This is a genomic window from Aeromicrobium sp. EU05-FHT14F07 (genome assembly GCF_058790455.1).
On the sequence record NZ_JBYTCR010000010.1, the window covers coordinates 1 to 19,451 of the forward strand.

General features: G+C 74.3%; 17 protein-coding genes. 12 read left to right on the plus strand and 5 right to left on the minus strand.

Annotated features, from left to right (window positions below; genetic code table 11):
• Positions 1-78 precede the first annotated feature (78 nt).
• Positions 79-4,047, minus strand: coding sequence for a type VII secretion protein EccCa (eccCa, locus tag AC3WRM_RS10300; protein WP_492249899.1), 3,969 nt, complete (start codon positions 4,045-4,047; stop codon positions 79-81).
• 116 nt (positions 4,048-4,163) lie between these two features.
• Here eccCa and AC3WRM_RS10305 point away from each other — a divergent pair, with 116 nt between their 5' ends.
• The 12 genes from AC3WRM_RS10305 to AC3WRM_RS10360 all read left to right on the plus strand — a co-directional run bounded on the left by AC3WRM_RS10305 (position 4,164) and on the right by AC3WRM_RS10360 (position 15,167).
• Positions 4,164-5,597: a hypothetical protein gene (locus tag AC3WRM_RS10305; RefSeq protein ID WP_492249898.1), complete on the plus strand. Its 1,434-nt coding sequence runs from the start codon at positions 4,164-4,166 to the stop codon at positions 5,595-5,597.
• 147 nt (positions 5,598-5,744) lie between these two features.
• Positions 5,745-6,053, plus strand: a complete 309-nt coding sequence (locus AC3WRM_RS10310) for a WXG100 family type VII secretion target (RefSeq protein WP_067860351.1) — start codon at positions 5,745-5,747, stop codon at positions 6,051-6,053.
• A gap of 34 nt (positions 6,054-6,087) precedes the next feature.
• Positions 6,088-6,387, plus strand: coding sequence for a WXG100 family type VII secretion target (locus AC3WRM_RS10315; protein WP_253027290.1), 300 nt, complete (start codon positions 6,088-6,090; stop codon positions 6,385-6,387).
• Complete coding sequence (locus AC3WRM_RS10320; protein WP_492249897.1) at positions 6,387-6,953, plus strand: DUF2563 family protein; 567 nt, start codon at positions 6,387-6,389, stop codon at positions 6,951-6,953. Before AC3WRM_RS10315 ends, AC3WRM_RS10320 begins: the two co-directional genes overlap by 1 nt.
• Positions 6,950-8,197, plus strand: a complete 1,248-nt coding sequence (locus AC3WRM_RS10325) for a S8 family peptidase (protein WP_492249896.1) — start codon at positions 6,950-6,952, stop codon at positions 8,195-8,197. Before AC3WRM_RS10320 ends, AC3WRM_RS10325 begins: the two co-directional genes overlap by 4 nt.
• 2 nt (positions 8,198-8,199) lie before the next feature.
• The gene (locus tag AC3WRM_RS10330) at positions 8,200-9,588 is read left to right on the plus strand and encodes a WXG100 family type VII secretion target (RefSeq protein ID WP_492249895.1); all 1,389 of its coding nucleotides are present in this window, start codon (positions 8,200-8,202) and stop codon (positions 9,586-9,588) included.
• Between the two features lie 201 nt (positions 9,589-9,789).
• A complete protein-coding gene (locus tag AC3WRM_RS10335) occupies positions 9,790-10,098 on the plus strand; it encodes a WXG100 family type VII secretion target (RefSeq protein ID WP_067860351.1) in 309 nt (102 codons plus the stop codon).
• Between the two features lie 34 nt (positions 10,099-10,132).
• Complete coding sequence (locus tag AC3WRM_RS10340) at positions 10,133-10,432, plus strand: WXG100 family type VII secretion target (protein ID WP_253027290.1); 300 nt, start codon at positions 10,133-10,135, stop codon at positions 10,430-10,432.
• A 109-nt stretch (positions 10,433-10,541) separates the two neighbouring features.
• On the plus strand, positions 10,542-11,891 hold the full coding sequence (gene eccD, locus AC3WRM_RS10345) for a type VII secretion integral membrane protein EccD (protein WP_492249894.1): 1,350 nt from the start codon (positions 10,542-10,544) through the stop codon (positions 11,889-11,891).
• A 19-nt stretch (positions 11,892-11,910) separates the two neighbouring features.
• Positions 11,911-12,606, plus strand: a complete 696-nt coding sequence (locus tag AC3WRM_RS10350) for an LPXTG cell wall anchor domain-containing protein (protein ID WP_492249893.1) — start codon at positions 11,911-11,913, stop codon at positions 12,604-12,606.
• A 3-nt stretch (positions 12,607-12,609) separates the two neighbouring features.
• Positions 12,610-13,971, plus strand: a complete 1,362-nt coding sequence (eccB, locus tag AC3WRM_RS10355) for a type VII secretion protein EccB (protein WP_492249892.1) — start codon at positions 12,610-12,612, stop codon at positions 13,969-13,971.
• Positions 13,968-15,167, plus strand: a complete 1,200-nt coding sequence (locus tag AC3WRM_RS10360) for a S8 family serine peptidase (RefSeq protein ID WP_492249891.1) — start codon at positions 13,968-13,970, stop codon at positions 15,165-15,167. The genes eccB and AC3WRM_RS10360 overlap by 4 nt, the downstream gene beginning before the upstream one ends.
• 3 nt (positions 15,168-15,170) lie before the next feature.
• On the opposite strand, the gene AC3WRM_RS10365 is transcribed toward AC3WRM_RS10360, so the two are convergent.
• From AC3WRM_RS10365 to AC3WRM_RS10380, 4 genes are all read right to left on the minus strand, one after another.
• Positions 15,171-16,619, minus strand: coding sequence for an MFS transporter (locus AC3WRM_RS10365; RefSeq protein ID WP_492249890.1), 1,449 nt, complete (start codon positions 16,617-16,619; stop codon positions 15,171-15,173).
• A 1-nt stretch (position 16,620) separates the two neighbouring features.
• Complete coding sequence (locus tag AC3WRM_RS10370; RefSeq protein ID WP_492249889.1) at positions 16,621-17,973, minus strand: M20/M25/M40 family metallo-hydrolase; 1,353 nt, start codon at positions 17,971-17,973, stop codon at positions 16,621-16,623.
• Between the two features lie 153 nt (positions 17,974-18,126).
• Positions 18,127-18,675 (minus strand): bifunctional adenosylcobinamide kinase/adenosylcobinamide-phosphate guanylyltransferase, encoded by a 549-nt coding sequence (gene cobU, locus AC3WRM_RS10375; protein WP_492249888.1) that lies wholly within the window; start codon positions 18,673-18,675, stop codon positions 18,127-18,129.
• Positions 18,676-18,760: 85 nt separating this feature from the next.
• Positions 18,761-19,135 (minus strand): hypothetical protein, encoded by a 375-nt coding sequence (locus tag AC3WRM_RS10380; protein ID WP_492249887.1) that lies wholly within the window; start codon positions 19,133-19,135, stop codon positions 18,761-18,763.
• Positions 19,136-19,451 lie beyond the last annotated feature (316 nt).

Below are 19,451 nucleotides of genomic sequence, written 5' to 3' on the forward strand. Positions count from 1 at the left end.
AATCTAGACAATCCACACCTCACCCCGGAGGCTCTCTCCACGTCAACGACCAGGCACCAACCTCATGGCCGGTTACAGCTAGGCGGTGGGGTCGGCCCAGGCCAGCTGGACGATCTCGAGGCCGCGGTCGCGGGTGACGAGCTGGGCCCGCCCCGGCTGGGCCGGCTTCGGCCGCGCCCCGCCGATGAGCGGGCCCTCCTCCGGAGGACCGGACAGCAGCAGACCGGGCTGGGCCAGGTCGCGCAGGGTCTGCAGCACCGGGTCGTAGGCCGCGCGCGCCGCACCGCCGGCCCGCCGTGCGACCACGACGTGCAGCCCCACGTCGCGCGCCTGCGCCAGCAGCGGCACGAGCGGGGCGAGCGGCGACTGGGACTGGGGTGCCACCAGGTCGTAGTCGTCGACGAGGACGAACGCCTCCGGCCCGCTCCACCAAGACCGCTCGCGCAGCTGCTCGGCCGTGACATCGGGACCGGGGATCCGGCCCTGCAGGAACTGCGCCAGGCCGTTGACGACCGGCTCGAGCTGCGCCGCGCTCGACACGTACTCCATCCGCCACTCGTCCGGCACCTCGCCGAGCAACGAGCGCCGGTAGTCGACAACCACCAGCTGAGCCTCGCGCGGGCCGCGCGTGCGCATGACCTCGCGGGCGTAGGCACGCAGGAACGCGCTCTTGCCGGAGCGGCCGTCGCCGTAGAGCAGCGCGTGCGGCTCGGCGTCCAGGTCGAGGCCGACGGGCGCCAGGTCGCGCTCGTCGACGCCGACGAGCACCCGGCGGTCGCCCTCGCCGACCCTCGCCAGCTCGCGGACGCGGTCCAACGAGATCCGGTCCGGCAGCAGGCGCAGCTTCGGTCCGCCCTCGCCCCAGGAGTCCCTGACGCGGGTGACCAGGTCGACGACGGCGGGACCGAGGTCGCGCGCCTCGCCGCGGCCGTCGAGCCGTGGCAGCGCCGCGAGGAAGTGGTGCTTCGTCGACACGAGACCGCGGCCGGGGCGCTCCGCGGGCACGAGCTGCGCGACCTTGCGGTCGACCTCGGAGTCCGTCGGGTCGCCGAGGCGCAGCTCCAGCCGCGTGCCGAAGACGTCGCGCATGGCGGCCCGGAAGTCGCCCCAACGACCCGCCGACGCGAGCACGTGCACGCCGAAGGTCAGACCGCGCTGTGCGAGCGACTGCAGCTCCATCTCGAGCATGTCGAAGTCCGAGCGCAACGTGCCCCAGCCGTCGACGACGAGGTACACGTCGCCGTAGCCGTCGTCGGCCTGGCCCTCGCGCCGACGGGCCCGGTAGGTCTCGACCGAGTCGATGCCGTGGCGGCGGAAGTACGCCTCGCGACGGTCGATGATGCCGCTGACCTCCGCGTGCACGCGACGCACGACGTCGGGCTCGGCCCGCGTGGCCACGCCCGAGACGTGCGGCAAGTCGGTGAGACCGGCGAAGGTGCCGCCGCCGAAGTCGAGCACGTACACCTGGCTGTCACGCGGCGACGACGACAGCGCGATGCTGGCGACGATCGTGCGCAGCAGCGTGCTCTTGCCGCTGCGCGGACCGCCGACGACGGCGGCGTGTCCGCCCGCGCCCGAGAGGTCGATGACGAGCTGGTCGCGACGCTGCTCGCGCGGCCGGTCGACGGTGCCGATCGGGACCCGCAGACCGCCGTGCGCACGCCAGGCCGTCGACAGCATGCCACCGCCGTCGGTGGGTGCGAGGTCGCCGAGGAGCCCGTCGAGCGTGTCGGGCACGTCGAGCGGCGGCAACCACACCTGGTGCGCCAGCGGGCCGCGGCCGTGCATGGCGTCCACGGCGATGTCGAGCACCGAGGCCGCCGACGTCGACGTGGGCACCGGCGCGGGCGAGGGCCCGTCGTCGACGGGCGCCAGGTCGGTCGGCGCGAGCACGTGCGAGGCGGTGAACGGCAGGATCGCACGCGCCTGCGAGCGCGACTCGTCCTCGCCGATGCTGGCGCGCCGCGGCGGTGGGCCGGACACGTACGCGGCCTTGAACCGGACCATCTCGCCGTCGGCCTTCAGGTACCCCAGGCCCGGCACCGACGGCAGCTCGTAGGCGTCGGGGACGCCGAGGACCGTCCGCGACTCCGCGGCGGAGAACGTGCGCAGACCGATCCGGTAGGACAGGTGGCTCTCCAGTCCGCGCAGGCGGCCCTCCTCCAGCCGCTGCGAGGCGAGCAGCAGGTGGATGCCGAGCGACCGGCCGAGGCGACCGATGGCGACGAAGAGGTCGATGAACTCCGGCTTCGCGGCGAGCATCTCGCTGAACTCGTCGACGACGATGAACAGCGACGGCAGCGGGTCGAGCGGCTCGCCGGCGGCACGCGCCTTCTCGTAGTCCCGCAGCGAGGCGTAGTTGCCTGCTCGGCGCAGGAGCTCCTGGCGGCGGACCATCTCGCCGGAGATCGCGTCCTGCATGCGGTCGACGAGGTCAAGCTCCTCCTCCAGGTTCGTAATCACCGCCGCGACGTGCGGCATGTCGGTGAGCCCGGCGAACGTCGCACCGCCCTTGAAGTCGACGAGGACCATGTTGAGCTGCTCGCTGGAGTGCGTGAGCGCGAGCCCGAGCACGAGCGTGCGCAGCAGCTCGGACTTGCCCGAGCCCGTCGCGCCGATGACCAGGCCGTGCGGGCCCATTCCCTGCTGCGCGGACTCCTTCAGGTCGAGGTGCACCGGCGCGCCCGTGGGCCCGACGCCGATCGGGACGCGCAGCTGGTCGCGGGCCGGCCGGGACCGCCAGCCGTCGGCGACGTCGAGCGTGCGGACGTCGCCGAGCCCGAGCAGGTCGGTCAGGTCGGGGGTGCTCGAGGTGGCGTCCTCACGGACCGGCCCCTCGGTGCTCGCGAGCGGAGCGAGACGCCGCGCGAAGGCCTCCGCGCTCTCGCGGTCGAGCTGGTCGGCGTGGCCCTTGACGGGCTCGTCGTGGCGCCGCCAGGCGGTGACGCCGACCAGGCCGCGCTCGGCCTGGACGAGCTCGAGCCGCAGCCGGGTCGGGTCCTCGAGCTCGCCCCACGCCTCGGGCAGCTCCAGCACCGTCATGCCGTGGACGCCCTCCTCCGGCACCAGGTGGTTGCCGGGCGGCAGCGCAGGACCGTCGACCACGAGCAGGACGTGCGGCCCCTCGACCGGCTGGTCGGCACCGAAGCGCGGCCGGTCGACGACCTCCTGCGGCAGCATCGCGGCGAGGTCGTCGAGCGAGGACGCGATCATGCGGGCGGGACCGACCGCGTCGCTCTCGCGCTCGCTGTGCGCGTGCGGCAGCCACTTGACCCAGTCCCAGTCGCGGGCCGCCTCGTCGTCGGCCAGCACCGCGACGACCAGACCCTGTGGCGCGTGGAACGCGGTGGCCTCGCAGACGAGCGACCGGGCGAGTGCGCGGACGTGCTCGACGGAGCCCAGCAGCTCCACGCGGCTGAACGCCGACAGGTCGATGGCGGCGGGCAGGTCAGGCTGCGCGCGGTGCACGGAGAGCAGGCGGTGCAGCGCGGACGCGCACACGGGGTCGACCTGGTCGATCGACGTCGTGGTGGGCGGCACGAGCTCCAGCGCGAGCGGCTGGGTCGACGTGCCGTACCGGACGTGGAGGGCATGCGGGTCGTCGGCGGGACGCTCCCACACGCGGCTGCCCTCCTCGGCCACGGCGGCGAGCGCGGAGGGCGAGGGGTGCAGCCACGTGAGGCCGTCGCGCTGGGCGTCGGCCGCCGCGCGGACGCGGGCCCGCACCGTGGACAGGTACTGCAGGTACTCCCGGCGCGATCCGCCGACCTGCGTCCGACGCTGCTTGAGCTGACGCTCGACGCTGACGGCCACGAAGCCGAGGGTCGCGAGGAGGAACATGCCCGCGGCGATGAAGCCGCGCGCGCCGCCGCCGCTGGAGGCCACGAAGACGATCGAGCCGACGCTGGCCAGCATGGGCAGGGCCATCATGAGCGCGCCGCCGATGCCCTCGTGCGGCGCCAGCTCCGGGGGCGGGTCGAGCTCCAGGGCACCTTCCGGGACCCGGGGCGGCTCGACTCGTCGTCCGCGCTGCAGCGTGGTGGCCACACGACCTCCTGGGTGGGTCTCGAGGAGGGGCACGGCGCCCCCGCCGGACGATCGTAGCCGCGCCCGACCCCACGGACGGGCCGTTGATCGGTCACACTGTCCCCGAAGGGGGTCGCATGAGCGAGAGCACCGCGCTGGCCACGATCCGGCTGAGCGTCGTCGGAGACGCGGGACGGGTCGACCTCGCCGTGCCCCGGTGGGCCGACGTCGGGGCCGTGGCGGCGGGCTTCCGCGACCAGACGGGCAGCGGTCCGGTGCTGCTGAGCACCGCCACGGGACGTGCTCTCGACCCGACCACCTCGGTGCACGCCGCGCGCCTCGAGCACGGCGACCTGCTGGTCGCGGTCGACGCCGACGCCGCACCCGTCAGCACCGCCCCCACGGGTCGGGGGTCGCGCAGCCGACGGGCCTCCTCCACCGCCCAGCACACCGCACCGGTCGTCCTCGCCCCGCCCACCGAGCGGACCGCGACAGGCGCCGTGATCGCCCGGCTGGCTCCGGGCGCGGTGGCGGTGGCCGGCCTGCTCGCCGCCACGGCGGGCGCGACCACCGGTGGCGCGGCCGCCGACGCCGCCTCCGGTGCCCTCGCCCTCGTCGTCCTCGCCGTGGCCGGCATCGTCGGCCTGCGCGTGCCGGCCGGTGCGCACGACCGTGCGTGGCTCGCCGTGGTGCCGCTGCTCCTGGCCGCGGCCGTCGTGCTGCAGCTCCCGGCGAGCCAGCCCGGCGGGACGACCCTGGCGGTCACGGTGGCCGGCCTCGCCGTGGCGTGCGGCAGCGCCGCCCTGCGCGCGGCGGTGCCCGGCGTCGCGGACGAGGAGCTCGCGGTCCAGCTCGTCGCCGGCATCGGTGTCGCGCTCCTCGCGACCGTGTCGCTGCTGTCGGACTGGTCGACGACGACCCTCGCCGCCCTCGTCCTGCTGGCCGCGGTCCTGGGCGCGCGGCTCCTGCCGTCGTTCGTGGTCGACGTCCCGGACCACGTGCTCGTGGACCTGCAGCGGCTCGCCGTCACCGCCTGGACCGCGCGGGAGCAGCCGCGGCGCTCCTTCCGCGGCGTCGTCCGCGAGGACGACGTGCGGGCGGTCGCCCTGCGGGCGCTGCGCCTCGTCGGCGCGGCCACGGTCGTGTGCTCCCTCCTGGTCGCGGCCAGCGGGGCGTGGCTGCTCCTGGCCCCGACCGACGGGGCCCGCGACGTCGGCGCGACCCTCGTCTGCGCGGCCACCGGCGCCGCCCTGGTGCTCAGCGGCCGCACCCTGCGCGCCACGCAGGCCCGCCGCTGGCAGCGCACCACCGGCACCGCCCTCCTCCTGGCCACGGCCGCGTCGCTGCTGCTCGAGGTGGGCGACGACGCCCGCGTCGCCGGGGCGACCGCGGCCGTCCTGCTCGGCCTGGTCCTGGCGCTCGTGGCCCGCTCGGCCGGCCGGGGCTGGACGTCCGTGTGGTGGTCGCGCAGCGCCGAGATCGCCGAGGGGCTCGCCTTCGTCGCCGTCGTCGGCGCGTTTCCGCTGGTCAGCGGCCTGTTCGACTGGATGCGCGTCCTCACGTCGTCCTGACGCCCCCTGGCGCCGCGTCGCGCGCGGCGGTCGCCAGGACTCCTCGAACGGGATAGTCAGAACTGACCAGATGTCCTAGTCTGGTCGTACCAGCTTCGACGAGCCCGTGGCACGACCGTGACCCACGGGAGACCTGGAGGACGAACGATGAGCGAGCTCAGCCGCGAAGAAGGCGCGATCACCCGCGCCGCCGAGATGGTCCGCAGCGCCCACGGCGACCTGACCCGCGAGGTCAACTCCATGCCCCAACGCCTCTCCACCAAGGGCGCCTGGGAAGGCGGCGGAGCCGCCGGGTTCACCAACCTCATCACCGTCTGGAACACCGAGACCGACAAGATCGTCCGCGCCCTCAACGACTTCGAGGCCAACCTCACCGGCGCCGACGTCACCTACACCCAGACCGACGACGTCCAGGTCGACACCTACTCCCAGATCTCCTCCCGCCTCGGCGGCTGAGACCACCCGACATCCGAAGAGCTAGGAGCACCCCATGAGCAGCACCGGACGCCTCGCCGTCAACTTCGGCGGCCTCGACGGCATCTCCGGCGAGATCTCCGCCGCCGTCTCCGCCCTGCGCGGACGACTCGACCGCCTCGAGTCCGAGCTCGCCCCCCTCAAGGCCGACTGGACCGGCGAGGCATCCGCCGCCTACCAGTCCGCGAAGGCCAAGTGGGACCAGGCCATCAACGACCTCAACGCCACCCTCGCCCAGACCGGCACCGCCGTCTCGGACTCCGCAGCCGACTACCGCCGCGCCGAGAACGCCAACCGCGCCTCCTTCGGCGGCTGATGGGCACGCCGGACGGGTCCGGCGGCGGCAGCGCCGTCGAGCTCGACATCGAGGGACTGCGCCAGGTCGGCAAGAACACCTCCGAGCTGGCCGCCGACGCTCTCGCGGCTCGGCAGACCGTCGAGGGCACGAAGGGCGAGGCGTCCATGTACGGCCAGTACCCGGCCGCGCAGGCGCTCGCCCAGCACCACGACAGCGTGGCGACCGTCTTCGCGACGACGCTCGGCGCCCTCCAGCAGGAGATGGACGAGTTCGGCCTCGCGCTCACGACGGCGGCCGACAACTACGCCGACACCGACGACGGCGTGCAGGGCGCGATGGCCTCCATCGCGACCCGCTTCGCGGGCAGCGCGTCGACGACGACCGACTCCTTCAACAACGCGCTCGCCGACCAGGGGACCGACCTCCTCGACCCCGACGCCGTGGACGTCGACCTCGACGCCCTGGCGGACACGGCCTCCGAACCTCTGCAGGACGTCGTCGAGCAGCTCGGCGGCGACCTCGCGACGTCGACCGACACCGTCCAGACCATCGACGGCGACCAGGGCGAGCAGGCCTACCAATGAGTCGAGGCCCGGGACGACTCGCGGCGCTGCTGGTCCTCGTCGTCGCTCTCCTGGCGCCGTCGACAGCGCAGGCCTCGCTCGCGCGGTACCAGCCCGACGACGCCTGGTGGTACTCCGCGCTCCGTCTGGACGAGGTCCACCGGGAGTACACCGGCAAGGGCGTCAAGGTCGCCATCATCGACGGCTCCATCGACCTCACCGTTCCTGAGCTGCGAGGAGCGAACATCCGCCTCGGGCGCTCGATCACCGGCAGGAAGTCCGTGTCCGCGCCCGGTGCCGGGGCTGCCAACCACGGCACGGCCATGACCGTGCTCGTCGCCGGTCAGGGCAACGGTGGTGTCACCGGTGTGGCCCCGGACGCCGAGGTCACCTTCTACCAGGCGTCGCGTGATCCGTACGAGGACGACCTCAGCAACTGGGGCGGGCTGATACGGCAGGCGGGCCTCGACGGCGCCGACATCATCAGCGTCTCGCTCGCCGACTCCGACAACTCGGTCTATGACGACGCCGTCGAGGAGGTCACGAGGAACGGTGCCGTCGTCGTTGCCGGAGCCGGGTCGGCTGGCGACCGCGGCGTGCGCTACCCGGCAGCCTCTCCCGGCGCGGTGGCCGTGGGCGCGGCCGACCGGAACGCCAAGGCGTGGTCGGAGCAGCCCGGGCAGCGCGACGACCTCTCCGCCACGCTCGCGATCACCGCACCGGGGGTCGAGGTTCCCGCCGGCGCCTCCAGCACCGAGAAGCGTGGGGCCGTCTGGACCCCCGCCTACCCCCGCACGGGTACGTCGCCTGCCACGGCCATCACCGCCGGAGCGCTTGCGCTGGTGAAGCAGAAGTACCCCGACGCCACCGGCAACCAGCTCGTCCAGCAGCTGATCCACAGCACCGGCCGTTCCGGAGACGCCGACTACTTCGGGTGGGAGCGACCGAACGGCTTCGGCCTCCTCTCGGTGCGCAACATGCTCGAGAGGGACCCGACCGGCTGGCCCGACGAGAATCCCTTGACGCGCGGGGTGGAGGCCGCCGTCAAGACCTACCCGCTCTCCGTCTACGGCGATTCCGACGATCCCGCGCCGTCCGCCGAGACCACCGCGAGCCCTGCGGCGGCCGACACCACCGACGCCGCCGCTGCCGACGAGGGCGCCGGCCCCCTTCCCTGGGTCCTCGGTGGCGTCGCCGTGCTGGTGCTCGTCACCGCAGGGATCGTCGTCGCCCGCCGCCACCACCGCCCGTCCGAGGAGGCCTGACCATGGGACCGAACGAGATCAAGCTGCGACAGGTGGAGAGCGCCATCCCCGGCGCCCTCACCGGCAAGGCCATCGACTGGGATGCCGCCAAGACGAAGCTCGACGCGCTGCGCACCGAGCTCGTCACGGCTCAGCAGCGGGCCCGCGAGACGTGGACGCAGGGCTCCGACGCCGAGGCCGCGGATGCCGCGTTCACGCAGAAGCTGCAGACGATCGAGCGGATGCAGACCAAGCTCGAGCAGACCGCCGCCGGGATGCGCGCCGGCGCCGAGGCCCTCTCGACCGCCCGCTCGGACCTGCAGAACCTGCCCGAGATCTCCCCCGCCCCGGGCGCGAGCCCCACCCGACCCGGCGCCGACGCGAGCGACGCCGACATCGAGGCCTACAACACGGCCAAGAGCGAGCACGACAGCGCCGCCTCGAGCCACGCCACCTCCGTGGAACGGCGCGAGAACGACGCCGCCGCCGCCCTCACCCGACTCGACGCCGGCCTCGCTGCCGCCCAGAAGATGCTGGCGACGGCCGCGCCCGCGGTCGACCAGACGGACGTCGACGACACCAGCACCGGCTCGCGCAACCCGGGCGGATCGGGCTCCGGACTGTCCGGCACGCCGGTCGTCGGCGGCACGACCGCGGTCAGCGCGATGGCCTCGGCCGCGACGATCGGCCGCGGCCCACGCGGCACGAACCCCACGCTCGTCGCCCCCGTCAAGAACGGCAGCACCGGCGACGGTGACGGCCGCGGCGGCGCCGACGGCGACGGCCTGACCGACCTCGACACCGGACTCACCGACGGCGGCTCCTCGCTCGGGCAGGCCGGCGGCATGGGAGCCGGCGGGGTCGGCGGCGCCGCAGGCGCCGCGGGCCTGCTGGGCGCAGGCAAGGGCATCCTGGCCAAGGCCGCCGGTGCCGCCAAGGGCGCCTCGTCCGCCGGTGCCGGGTCCGGTCGGACGGCTGGCATGGCCAAGGGCTCGACCCTCGGGTCGTCGTCGCAGTCCACCGCGCGCGTCGCCAACCCGGCCAGTCAGGCTGGGCAGGCAGGCGCACGCCCAGGTGCGCAGGCCGGGCGCGCCGGAGCATCGCCCAGCAGCCAGGCCGGCCGTGCTGGTGGTTCCCAGGCGTCCCGCTCGGCTCCGGGCACGGGCAGCCGCGCGGGCACCCGACCGGCGCAGGGCAGCGGGTCGCGCGCCGGTCAGGGCGCCGGCGGGTCCGGCCGCGGCAACGGCACCGGCCCCACGGGTCGGGGCGGCAACGCCGCACGGTCCGGCACCGGGGCCGGCGGGCAGGGCCGACGTCGCGACGAGGACGACGAGCCCACGCAGGACCACCTCGCGTTCGACGACGACCAGTGGCTGGACGACGACGAGACGTCACCCGGCGTGCTGTCCTGACGTCGACGGACCACACGGTCCGCGGCGCGGAAGGCTACGGCACGGGGACGGCGACGAGCGTCACACACCTCCACGACCGCTTTGTGGGACGTTCCCCCCGTTCTGACTAGTCGAATCGAACCAGGTGACCTAGTCTTTTGCCACCAGCTTCGACGAGCCCGTGGCACGACCGTGACCCACGGGAGACCTGGAGGACGAACGATGAGCGAGCTCAGCCGCGAAGAAGGCGCGATCACCCGCGCCGCCGAGATGGTCCGCAGCGCCCACGGCGACCTGACCCGCGAGGTCAACTCCATGCCCCAACGCCTCTCCACCAAGGGCGCCTGGGAAGGCGGCGGAGCCGCCGGGTTCACCAACCTCATCACCGTCTGGAACACCGAGACCGACAAGATCGTCCGCGCCCTCAACGACTTCGAGGCCAACCTCACCGGCGCCGACGTCACCTACACCCAGACCGACGACGTCCAGGTCGACACCTACTCCCAGATCTCCTCCCGCCTCGGCGGCTGAGACCACCCGACATCCGAAGAGCTAGGAGCACCCCATGAGCAGCACCGGACGCCTCGCCGTCAACTTCGGCGGCCTCGACGGCATCTCCGGCGAGATCTCCGCCGCCGTCTCCGCCCTGCGCGGACGACTCGACCGCCTCGAGTCCGAGCTCGCCCCCCTCAAGGCCGACTGGACCGGCGAGGCATCCGCCGCCTACCAGTCCGCGAAGGCCAAGTGGGACCAGGCCATCAACGACCTCAACGCCACCCTCGCCCAGACCGGCACCGCCGTCTCGGACTCCGCAGCCGACTACCGCCGCGCCGAGAACGCCAACCGCGCCTCCTTCGGCGGCTGACCCACCTCCTCCTCCCCGCCAGGTCGCACCCGCGGCCTGGCGGGAACTCCTGTCCGACCGACCGCACGAGAGCCGAGACCATGCACCCGCAGCGCCCCCGGAGTCGTCCATGACCACGACCGAGGCCGGACCCACCGGCCTGGTCCGGGTCACGGTGCGCACCGACGAGCGCAGCGCCGACCTCGCCCTGCCGTCCGCCGTCCCGGTGGCCGAGCTCGTGCCGGAGATCGCCCGCACGCTCGGCGCCCTCGACCCGACGACGTCGCACCGCGGCTTCGTGCTGCACCTGAGCGACGGACGCGAGCTGTCGTCCACGAGCGGCCTGACGTTCCAGCACGTGCACGACGGCGCGGTGCTCGTGCTCGCCCCGGCACCTGACGGACGTCGCCGCGTGTACGACGACGTCGTCGAGGCCATGGCCGACGTCGTCGAGTCCACGACCTCGCCCTGGGCGCCGACGGCGGCCCGACGCACGGCACTCGTCGCGGCCACCGCGCTGCTCGCCCTCGGCGCCCTGACCATCGCCCTGGAGCGTCCGAGCGTGGTCGCCGGCGCCCTCGCCGGCGTGGTCGCGCTCGTGCTCGTCACCGCCGCCATCGTGCTCGCCCGGCTGGAGGGCGAGCCCGAGGTCGCGCTCGTCCTGGGCTGGAGCGCGACCGTGTTCGCGGCCGTGGGCGGCTTCACGGCGCTCGACGAGCCCGCCCTCCTCGGCTGGCCGCTCGCCGCCGCCGGTGGCGGTGCGGCCGTGGCTGCCGCCCTGGCCCTCGTCGGCACCGTCGAGCGGCGCGTGCTGCTCGCGCCCGGCCTCGTCGTCGGCGGACTGGTCGCCCTGACCAGCTCGATCGCCGCGTCCACCGACATCGGCGCCCCCGAGGCGTACCTGACGCTCCTCGCCGTGCTGACCGTGCTCTCCAGCCTGCTGCCCGCGCTGTCGCTGACGCTCGTCGGCGGCTCGGCCGCCCAGCCGCAGGACCCGACCGTGGAGGTCGAGGACCCCGACGAGGTCTCGATCGAGCAGGTGCGGTCCAGCGCCTCCACCGGGCACAGCATCTTCCTGGCGCTGACCGCCTCCATCGGCGTGCTGCTCCTGCTCGTCGCGCCCCTCGCCGTCACCCTCGGGGTCACCGGCGCGCTGGCCACCGTGTGCGTCAGCGTCGTCCTGCTCGCCCGCACCCGCCAGCTGCGCTCCGGCACCGAGGTCGGTGTCGGGCTCGCCGGCGCCGGCGCCGGGCTGCTCGCCGTCGCGCTCAGCGTGCTGGTGCTCCAGCCCGAGTGGCGCCTGGCCCTCGTCATCGTCCTCGTCGTCGCTGCTGCGGCCACCCTCGTCGCCACGCTCGTCCGCTCCGAGGAGTCGGTCGTCCGCGGCCGTCTCGTCGAGGTGGTCGAGCTCGCGTCACTCGTCGCCCTCCTGCCACTCCTCGTCATCGCGGTCGGCATCGTCGCCGCCGTCCGGTCCTGAACTACCAAGGAGACACCTCATGAAGCTGCGCCAGGCCACCTCCGGGGCCGCCCTCACCGTGGGCGCCGTCCTGCTGTCCTTCTCGCTGCCCCAGCTGGCGTTCGCCGCCGACACCGACACCACGGCCGACGCGGGTGCCCGCGCCGCCGCGGCGGACGCGGCAGCCCTCGCCGACGGCGACTGCGACCTGCTCGTGAACCCGCTCGACCCCGACTGCTTCCCGATCCTCGACCCCGACCCGGAGCCGACGATCCCGGTGCCCACGATCCCGGTGCCCACGATCCCGACGCCGGACCCGGAGCCGACGACGCCCGAGCCGACCATCCCCACGCCCGACCCGGAGCCGACGACCCCGCAGCCCACCACGCCCACGCCCACCATCCCGACGCCCGGTGGCGGCAACGGCGGTGGCAACGGTGGCGGGAACGGCAGCGGCGGTGGAGCCGGCAACGGCGGCGGCAACGTCTCCGACGGCGGCGCCGTAGCCCCGGGCCTCGGCAACTCCGTGCCGCAGGGCCTGAGCGGTCTCGACTCCTCCCTCGGCGGGCTCGTCGCGTCGGGCTCCGGCGCCGCGGCCACGCCCCTTGGCGAGGAGCTTCCCGCCACGGGTGTCGAGGACGGCCTGAACCTGCTCGCCGCGCTCGGTGCCGCGTTCCTGCTGATCGGCGGCGTCCTGCTGCGTCGGCCGTACTCGGCCCGCCACCGTCTCGTCTGACGGATGGCGAGCAAGCGTGACCTGGTCGAGGCGCACTCCTTCAACCGCCGTCGCCTGGTCACGGCGTTCCTGAGCGGTGCCCCGGGCGGACGGGAGGTCGAACCCGTCCGCTACGGGCGCACGCTCGCCGGCGGCATCGTGCTGGCGGCCCTGCTGGTGGCCGGTGCCGCCGTGGCCGGCGTGCTCAAGCCCGCCGTCGGCGACGGCTGGCGCGAGAACGGCCTGGTCATCGCGAAGGACAGCGGCTCACGGTTCGTGCAGTACGAGGGCACGCTGTTCCCCGTCATCAACATCACCTCGGCCCGGCTCGCGCTGGCGGGCCAGGACCAGGTGAAGGTCTCCTACGTCCCCGACGACGTGCTCGTCGACGAGCCGAAGTCGCAGCCCGTCGGCATCCCGGGGGCGCCCGACTACCTGACCCCGGCCTCGCTGCTCGTCCAGGACCGGTGGAGCGCGTGCACGAACGAGCAGGGCGGCCTCACGGTCGACGTCAGCGACACCCCGGGGACGCGGCGCTCGAGCCAGGACTCGCTGCTCGCCCGCGACACGAAGGACCGGCTCTGGCTCGTCTCGGGCTCGCGCCGCTACGCCGTGCCGGAGGGCCGGCTCGGCCAGTCGGTGCTGCGGGGTGTCGGCGTCGGGCAGGACGACCCGTTCCCGGCGTCGGACGCATGGCTGCAGCTGGTGCCCGAGGGGACGTCGCTCGCCCCGCTGAGCGTGCCCGGTTCGGGCAGCCGCTTCAGCGGGAGCACCGGGGTCGCCGGTCTCGACGTCGTCGGCACCCCCGTCTCCGTCGACGGCACGGGCTACGTGCTCGGCCGCCGCGGCCTGGTGCAGCTCAGCGACTTCGCCTACGCCGTCTACACGGCCACGAGCAGGCTCCCGGAGCAGCAGGCCGACGTCGGCGACGTGCAGTCCGTCCCGGCGCAGAGCGCCTCGGGCGTCGTGCCCGGCGACTGGCCCACCGAGCTGCCCGACCAGAGCGACGACCGACGTCCGTGCCTGCAGCTGGTGGCCGGCGAGGACGGCGCCACCAGCACGCCGGTGCTGGCCGAGGCCACCCGCGACGAGGCGCGCGCCACCGGCGCCCAGCGCCTGGTGCGCGTCGAGCAGGGTCGGGGCGCCCTGGTGCGCTCGACCACCCGCTCCCGGGCGAGCACGAACGACACCACGTTCCTCGTCGACTCCCGCGGGACCCGGTTCGCCATCGGCCCGAAGGACCAGGTGCCGACCGTGCTGCGGGCGCTCGGCTACGAGTCCGTCGAGCCCATCGCGACGCCCCGCGCCTGGGTCGAGCTGTTCGCCAGCGGCCCCGAGCTCTCGCTGGCCGCGGCGGTGCAGGCCGCCGACGGGGCGAAGCAGTGACGCTCCGCCTGCCGCACGTCGTCGCCGGCGCGGCCCTGCTGCTGACGACCCTGTCCCCGCTCGCGCCGGCCGTCGCGGTCGACCAGCCCCCCAACGCGCAGGAGGGACGCTGCGAGGTGGGCCGCACCCAGCTCGTGTCCGACCCGACCGCCATGACGAACGTCCGCGACGCCGGCTTCCCCGACGCCTGGCGCGAGGGCACCGGCAAGGGCGTCCGGGTCGCCGTGGTCGACACCGGCGTCGACACCCGCAACCAGCACCTGCGCTCCGGCGTGGAGCCCGGCCGCTCGTTCATCGGCGGGCGGGCCACCGAGGACCCCTACGCGCACGGGACGGCCCTCGCCGGCATCATCGCCGCACGCCGCGCGGCGGGGTCGGTGCTCATCGGCGCCGCGCCCGAGGCCACGATCGTGCCGGTCCGCGTGCTCGGCGAGGGCAGCACGACGGCCGACGTCGCCGCCGGCATCCGGTGGGCCGCCCAGCAGGGCGTCGACGTCATCAACGTCTCGCTTACGACCGGGTCCTCCGACAAGGACCTCCCGGCCCTGCGTCGCGCCACGGAGCTGGCCCTGCGCAGCGGTGCCATCGTCGTGGCGGCGTCCGGCAACACGCAGGAGGACGCCCCGTTCACCCAGGTGCAGTACCCGGCCGGGTTCGACGGCGTCGTCGGGGTCGCCGCGACGAACGCCGCGGGCGCCGTCGACGACTGGAGCGTGCACGGACCGCACGTCGACGTCGCCGCACCCGGCGCCAACGTGCTCACCGCCTTCCGGTCCAACGGGGACTGCCTGGTGGGCCTCGACCACCCGTACACGAGCTACGCGACGGGCTACGTGAGCGCACTCGCCGCGATGCTCGTCCAACGCTTCCCCGACGACTCGCCACGCCAGGTCGTCAACCGGCTGCTGGCCACGGCGGACCGGCCCGTCGAGGACCAGCGCGACGACACGCGGGGCTGGGGCACGATCCAGCCGGTCGCCGCCATGACGAGCACCTCGAACGCCGCACCGGGCACGGCCCAGGCGGCGTCGGCGCCGCAGGAGACCAAGATCCTCCCGACGGTCGCGGGGCGTGATCCGCTCGACGCGACCCGCCACCAGCTGGCGTGGTGGCTGCTCGGTGCAGCGGGGGCGACCGCGGTGGCACTCGTCCTCGCTCCGTGGGCACGCCGTCGCCGCCGCCTCACACCGCGCTGATCCTCAGCCGGGTGTCACCGCGGCGTCGCGTCGGGTGACGAGCAGCACCACCGCGGCCGCGAGCGCCGACAGCGAGCACACCGCCCAGACCGTCAGGTAGCCCGACAACGGCGCGTGCCCGAGGGCGGGGTCGTCGATCGAGCCGGTGGACGCGAGGGCGATGGCGAACACCGCCGAGGCGATCGCGCCGCCCACCGTCTTCGTCGCGTTGGTCATGCCGGTCGCGAAGCCGGTCGCGTGCGCGGGCGCCGCAGCCGCAGCGGCCGCCGGCAGCGCGGCCACCAGGAGACCCGACCCGACCCCGGCGACGCCCATGTTCGTGAGCGTCTGCCCGGCGCTGTCGTGCAGCGGGAGGAACAGGGCGTACCCGACGCCGACGAGCGTGCAGCCGACGACCATCGCACCTCGCGGACCGAGCAGGCGGGCGAGGACCGGCAGCGACAGCGCGCCGACCACCATCGTCACGACGTAGACGCCGATGAGCGTCGAGACGAACGCCGCGGACGCGCCCAGGCCGAAGCCTGCGACGTCGGGGGCCGTCCGCGCGAACGTCGACAGCGGGATCTGCGCGCCGAGCACCGACATCCCGAACAGGAAGGCCGCGAGCTGGACGGGCCACTGCGCGCGCAGGGCGAACGTCCGCACGTCGATCAACGGAGCGACCGTGCCGTCCGCCCGCTCCCCCAGCGCCCGCTCGAACCGCACCAGTCCCACGAGCGCCGCCAGGGAGAGCACGACCAGGAGCCACGGCACCGCTGACCCGGCACCGAGGAGGCGGATGGCAATGAGCCCGCCCATCAGCAGGCCGAGGGTGACCGTGAGCCAGCCGAGTCCCGCGTAGTCGTAGCCGCCCGTGGCCTGCCCGCGGTCGCGCTCGACCCCGAACCAGACGACGAGCAGGCACGCCGTCACCGCGACGGCCGGGAGGCACAGCAGCACCGTCATCGACGTCGCCTCGACGAGCGCCCCCGACGTGAGCGCGCCGACGATGACGCCGGTCTCGAGGGCGGCCACCAGGAACGCGGCGGCGCGCCGCGTCGTGCGGTGCTGGTCGGCCCGGCCGGCGGTGCGACGGTGGATGATCGCGACCTCGACGGGCAGCCACACGACGTAGGCGCCCTGCAGCGCCCACCCGACGAGGAAGGTCGAGAACCCGGGCGCGAGCGCGAGCACCCACGACCCGAGCGCCGTGACGGCGGTCGAGAGCAGGAGCACGTTGCGGTGGCCCCAGAGGTCGCCGAGGCGGGCCAGCAGCGGCACGGCGAGCGCCGACAGCACGAGCTGCGCGGCCTCGAACCAGTTGACGTCGGCGTCGCGGATGCCGAGGTGGCGGGCGATGTCGGAGAAGATCGGCGTGTAGAAGCCCTGCAGGACGCCGCTCACGACCTCCACGGCCACGAGGAAGCCGACGACGGACCAGAGCGAGCGGTGCAGCGTGGCGGACGCGGTCATGTCACAGGCCCTTCAGGAGTGTCACGTACCAGTCGACGCCCTCCAGCCAGGCCGCCACGTGCACGTGCTCGTCGTAGGAGTGGATCGACGCCCGCTGCTCCTTGCTCATCCGCAGCGGCGCGAAGCGGTACACGCGGGGGCAGATCGTGGTGAAGGTGCGGCTGTCCGTGCCGGCCATCATGACGTAGGGCGTGACGACGGCGTCGGGGAAGACGGCGGCGACGGTCCGCTCGAGCAGGGCGAAGGCACCCTGCGCCTCCGGCTCCGTGGTGGGCGACAGCGGACTCGGCTCGTTGGCCTCGACGACCTCGACGCGGACCTCCTCGTCGTCGATCGCGGCGCGCACGTGCTCCACCGCCGCCGCGACGCTCTCGCCCGGCATGATCCGCAGGTTCACCTCGGCGCGCGCCCGCGCCGGGATGACGTTGTGCGCGGGTGCGCCCTCGAGCGTGGTCGCGACCATCGTCGTGCGGGCCATCGCGGCCGTCTCGGGACCGGCGGCCACGAGCGCCCGACCGAGCACCGCCGCCGGGGTCCGGGTGGCACCCGCGAGCAGGGCACGCAGCGGGAGGGGGAGGTGTCCGGCCAGCCGGCGGAGCAGGTCGACGGTCGGACCCGGCACGTTGACCGCGAACTGCTGGCGGTCGAGCCGCCAGAGCGCACGGCCGAGCCGCGCCGCGGGTGCCCGCGTCGGAGGCGTGGAGGAGTGGCCGCCGCGTCCGGTGACCGTGAGCGAGAGCGTGGTCGTGCCCTTCTCCGTGGAGCCGATCACCGCGACGGGTGCCGAGACGCCGGGGAACGCCTGCCCCGCGACCGCCCCGCCCTCGTCGAGCACGAACCACGGCTCCACCCCGCGGCGGGCCAGCTCGGCGACGGCGGCCGGCGCCGAGGGTCCGGACACCTCCTCGTCGGCCCCGAAGGAGAGCCAGACGTCCTGCGCCGGCTCGAAGCCGTCGGCGAGGAGCCGCTCGACGGCCGTGCAGATCGCCACGAGCTGGCCCTTGTCGTCGAGCGTGCCGCGTCCCCAGACGGCCGGCCCCTCGGGGGTCTCGACGAGGTCCGCGGCGAACGCGTCGTGCGTCCACGGGTCGTCGGGCGTCACCGGGACGACGTCCTGGTGGGCCATGAGCACGACCGGACGGTCGGTCGAGACGCCGGCCCAGCGCCACAGCAGCGCGCGCGGTGCGGCGTCGCCGAGGTCGACGCGCTCGAGCCGGGCGTGGAGCAACGGGAAGTGCTCGGCGAGCAGGTCGTGCAGCCGCGCGAACGGCTCGTCGTCGGTGAGGCGGGGGTCGCGCTCGGCCACGGTGGGCACGCGGATCGCCGCGCGCAGGGTCTCGACGTCGGGGTGCACTCCCCGACGCTAGCCCCACCCCGGGTCCACCCCGCTGCTGATTCCCATCAATCGATGGGAATCAGCACCTCACCATGGTCCTCCCCCGCTCACCATGGGAAGCATCCGCAGGTGGGTGAGGGAGAACCATGGTGAGTGCGGGGCGACGACGGCTCAGAGGGCGAGCACACGCCCCGCGACGACGAGGAGCACCTGGTCGCACTCGGCGGAGAAGCGTTGGTTCACGACGCCGAGCAGGTCGCGGAAGATGCGACCCGACCGGTGCTCCGGCACCACGCCCATCCCGACCTCGTTGGTCACCAGCACGACGGTGCGCGACGTCCGGGCGAGCGCGGTGGCGGCGGCGTCGACGCGCGCCATCAGCACCGGCTCCCAGTCCTCGCGGATCGCGTCCCACGCGTCGAGCTCGTCGAGCTGGGCGGTGAGCCAGGTGCCCAGGCAGTCGACGAGCACGGCGGTGCCGTCCCCACCGTCGGGCCCGCCGTCCTCGATCGCCGCCACCAGGTCGGTCGTCTCGAGCGTGACCCAGTGCGGCGGCCGCCGGTCCTGGTGCCGGGCGACGCGCTCGGCCCACTCGGGGTCGTCGTCGGGGTCGGCCGGCGGTCCGGGTGCCACGTAGACGACCTGCTCGTGCGCCACCACCAGCGACTCCGCGTGGAACGACTTGCCCGACCTGACCCCACCGGTGACCAACGCCTTCATGGTTCGACGATACGCCCGCCGTCGAGCCACCCGGGGCCGCCGACGGCCACCCGCTGCGCAGTCCCGCAGCGGGTGGCCGTCACGCTCAGGAGCACCGCGGCGGCAGCACGCTGCCCGACGTGTAGACGGCGCTGTAGCTCGCCCATCCCGCCTTCCCGGTGCTCGTGTTGCGGGCGTAGACCCACCAGACGCCGTTGTCGTTCTGGCGACTGCAGTGCACGTCGATCCCCTGGCTGGGGTACCCGCGGCCGACGATCGTGCAGTCGTTGTACCCCGCCGTGCGGATCGCGGTGCCGTCACCCCAGCTGAACGTGCCGGTGCTGATGAGGTCCGGGTGGACGTCCCAGCGGGGTGCGGTGCAGTCGTTGGCGGCGGCCGCAGGTCCGGCCGTCGGTCCGACGGCGACGAGTGCTCCCACCGCCATGGCCGCTGCGCCGGCGAGCCTCATCGATCGCTTCATGGTGATCCCTTTCTCCTGGGACGCCCACGGGCGACCCCCCGACGAGACGGTCCGTGTGACCTGCCTCACAGTGCACCGTACGCCTGAACCGCTCGCCCGTCGAGATCGTGCGCACCGGACGGGCGCAGGCATCTCGCCCGCGGTACGCCGCCGACCCCCGCGGCGCACCGCTCGCCGACGGTCCGGCGCCGTTCGGCGCGACGCAACGTACGCAACTGGCGTGACCCGGGTCACGCATGGTCGGATGGATCGGCGCGCCGGCCCGTCCCGCCGATCCGCGACCGCGTCCTGTCCCGCTGCACCACTCAGGGAGACC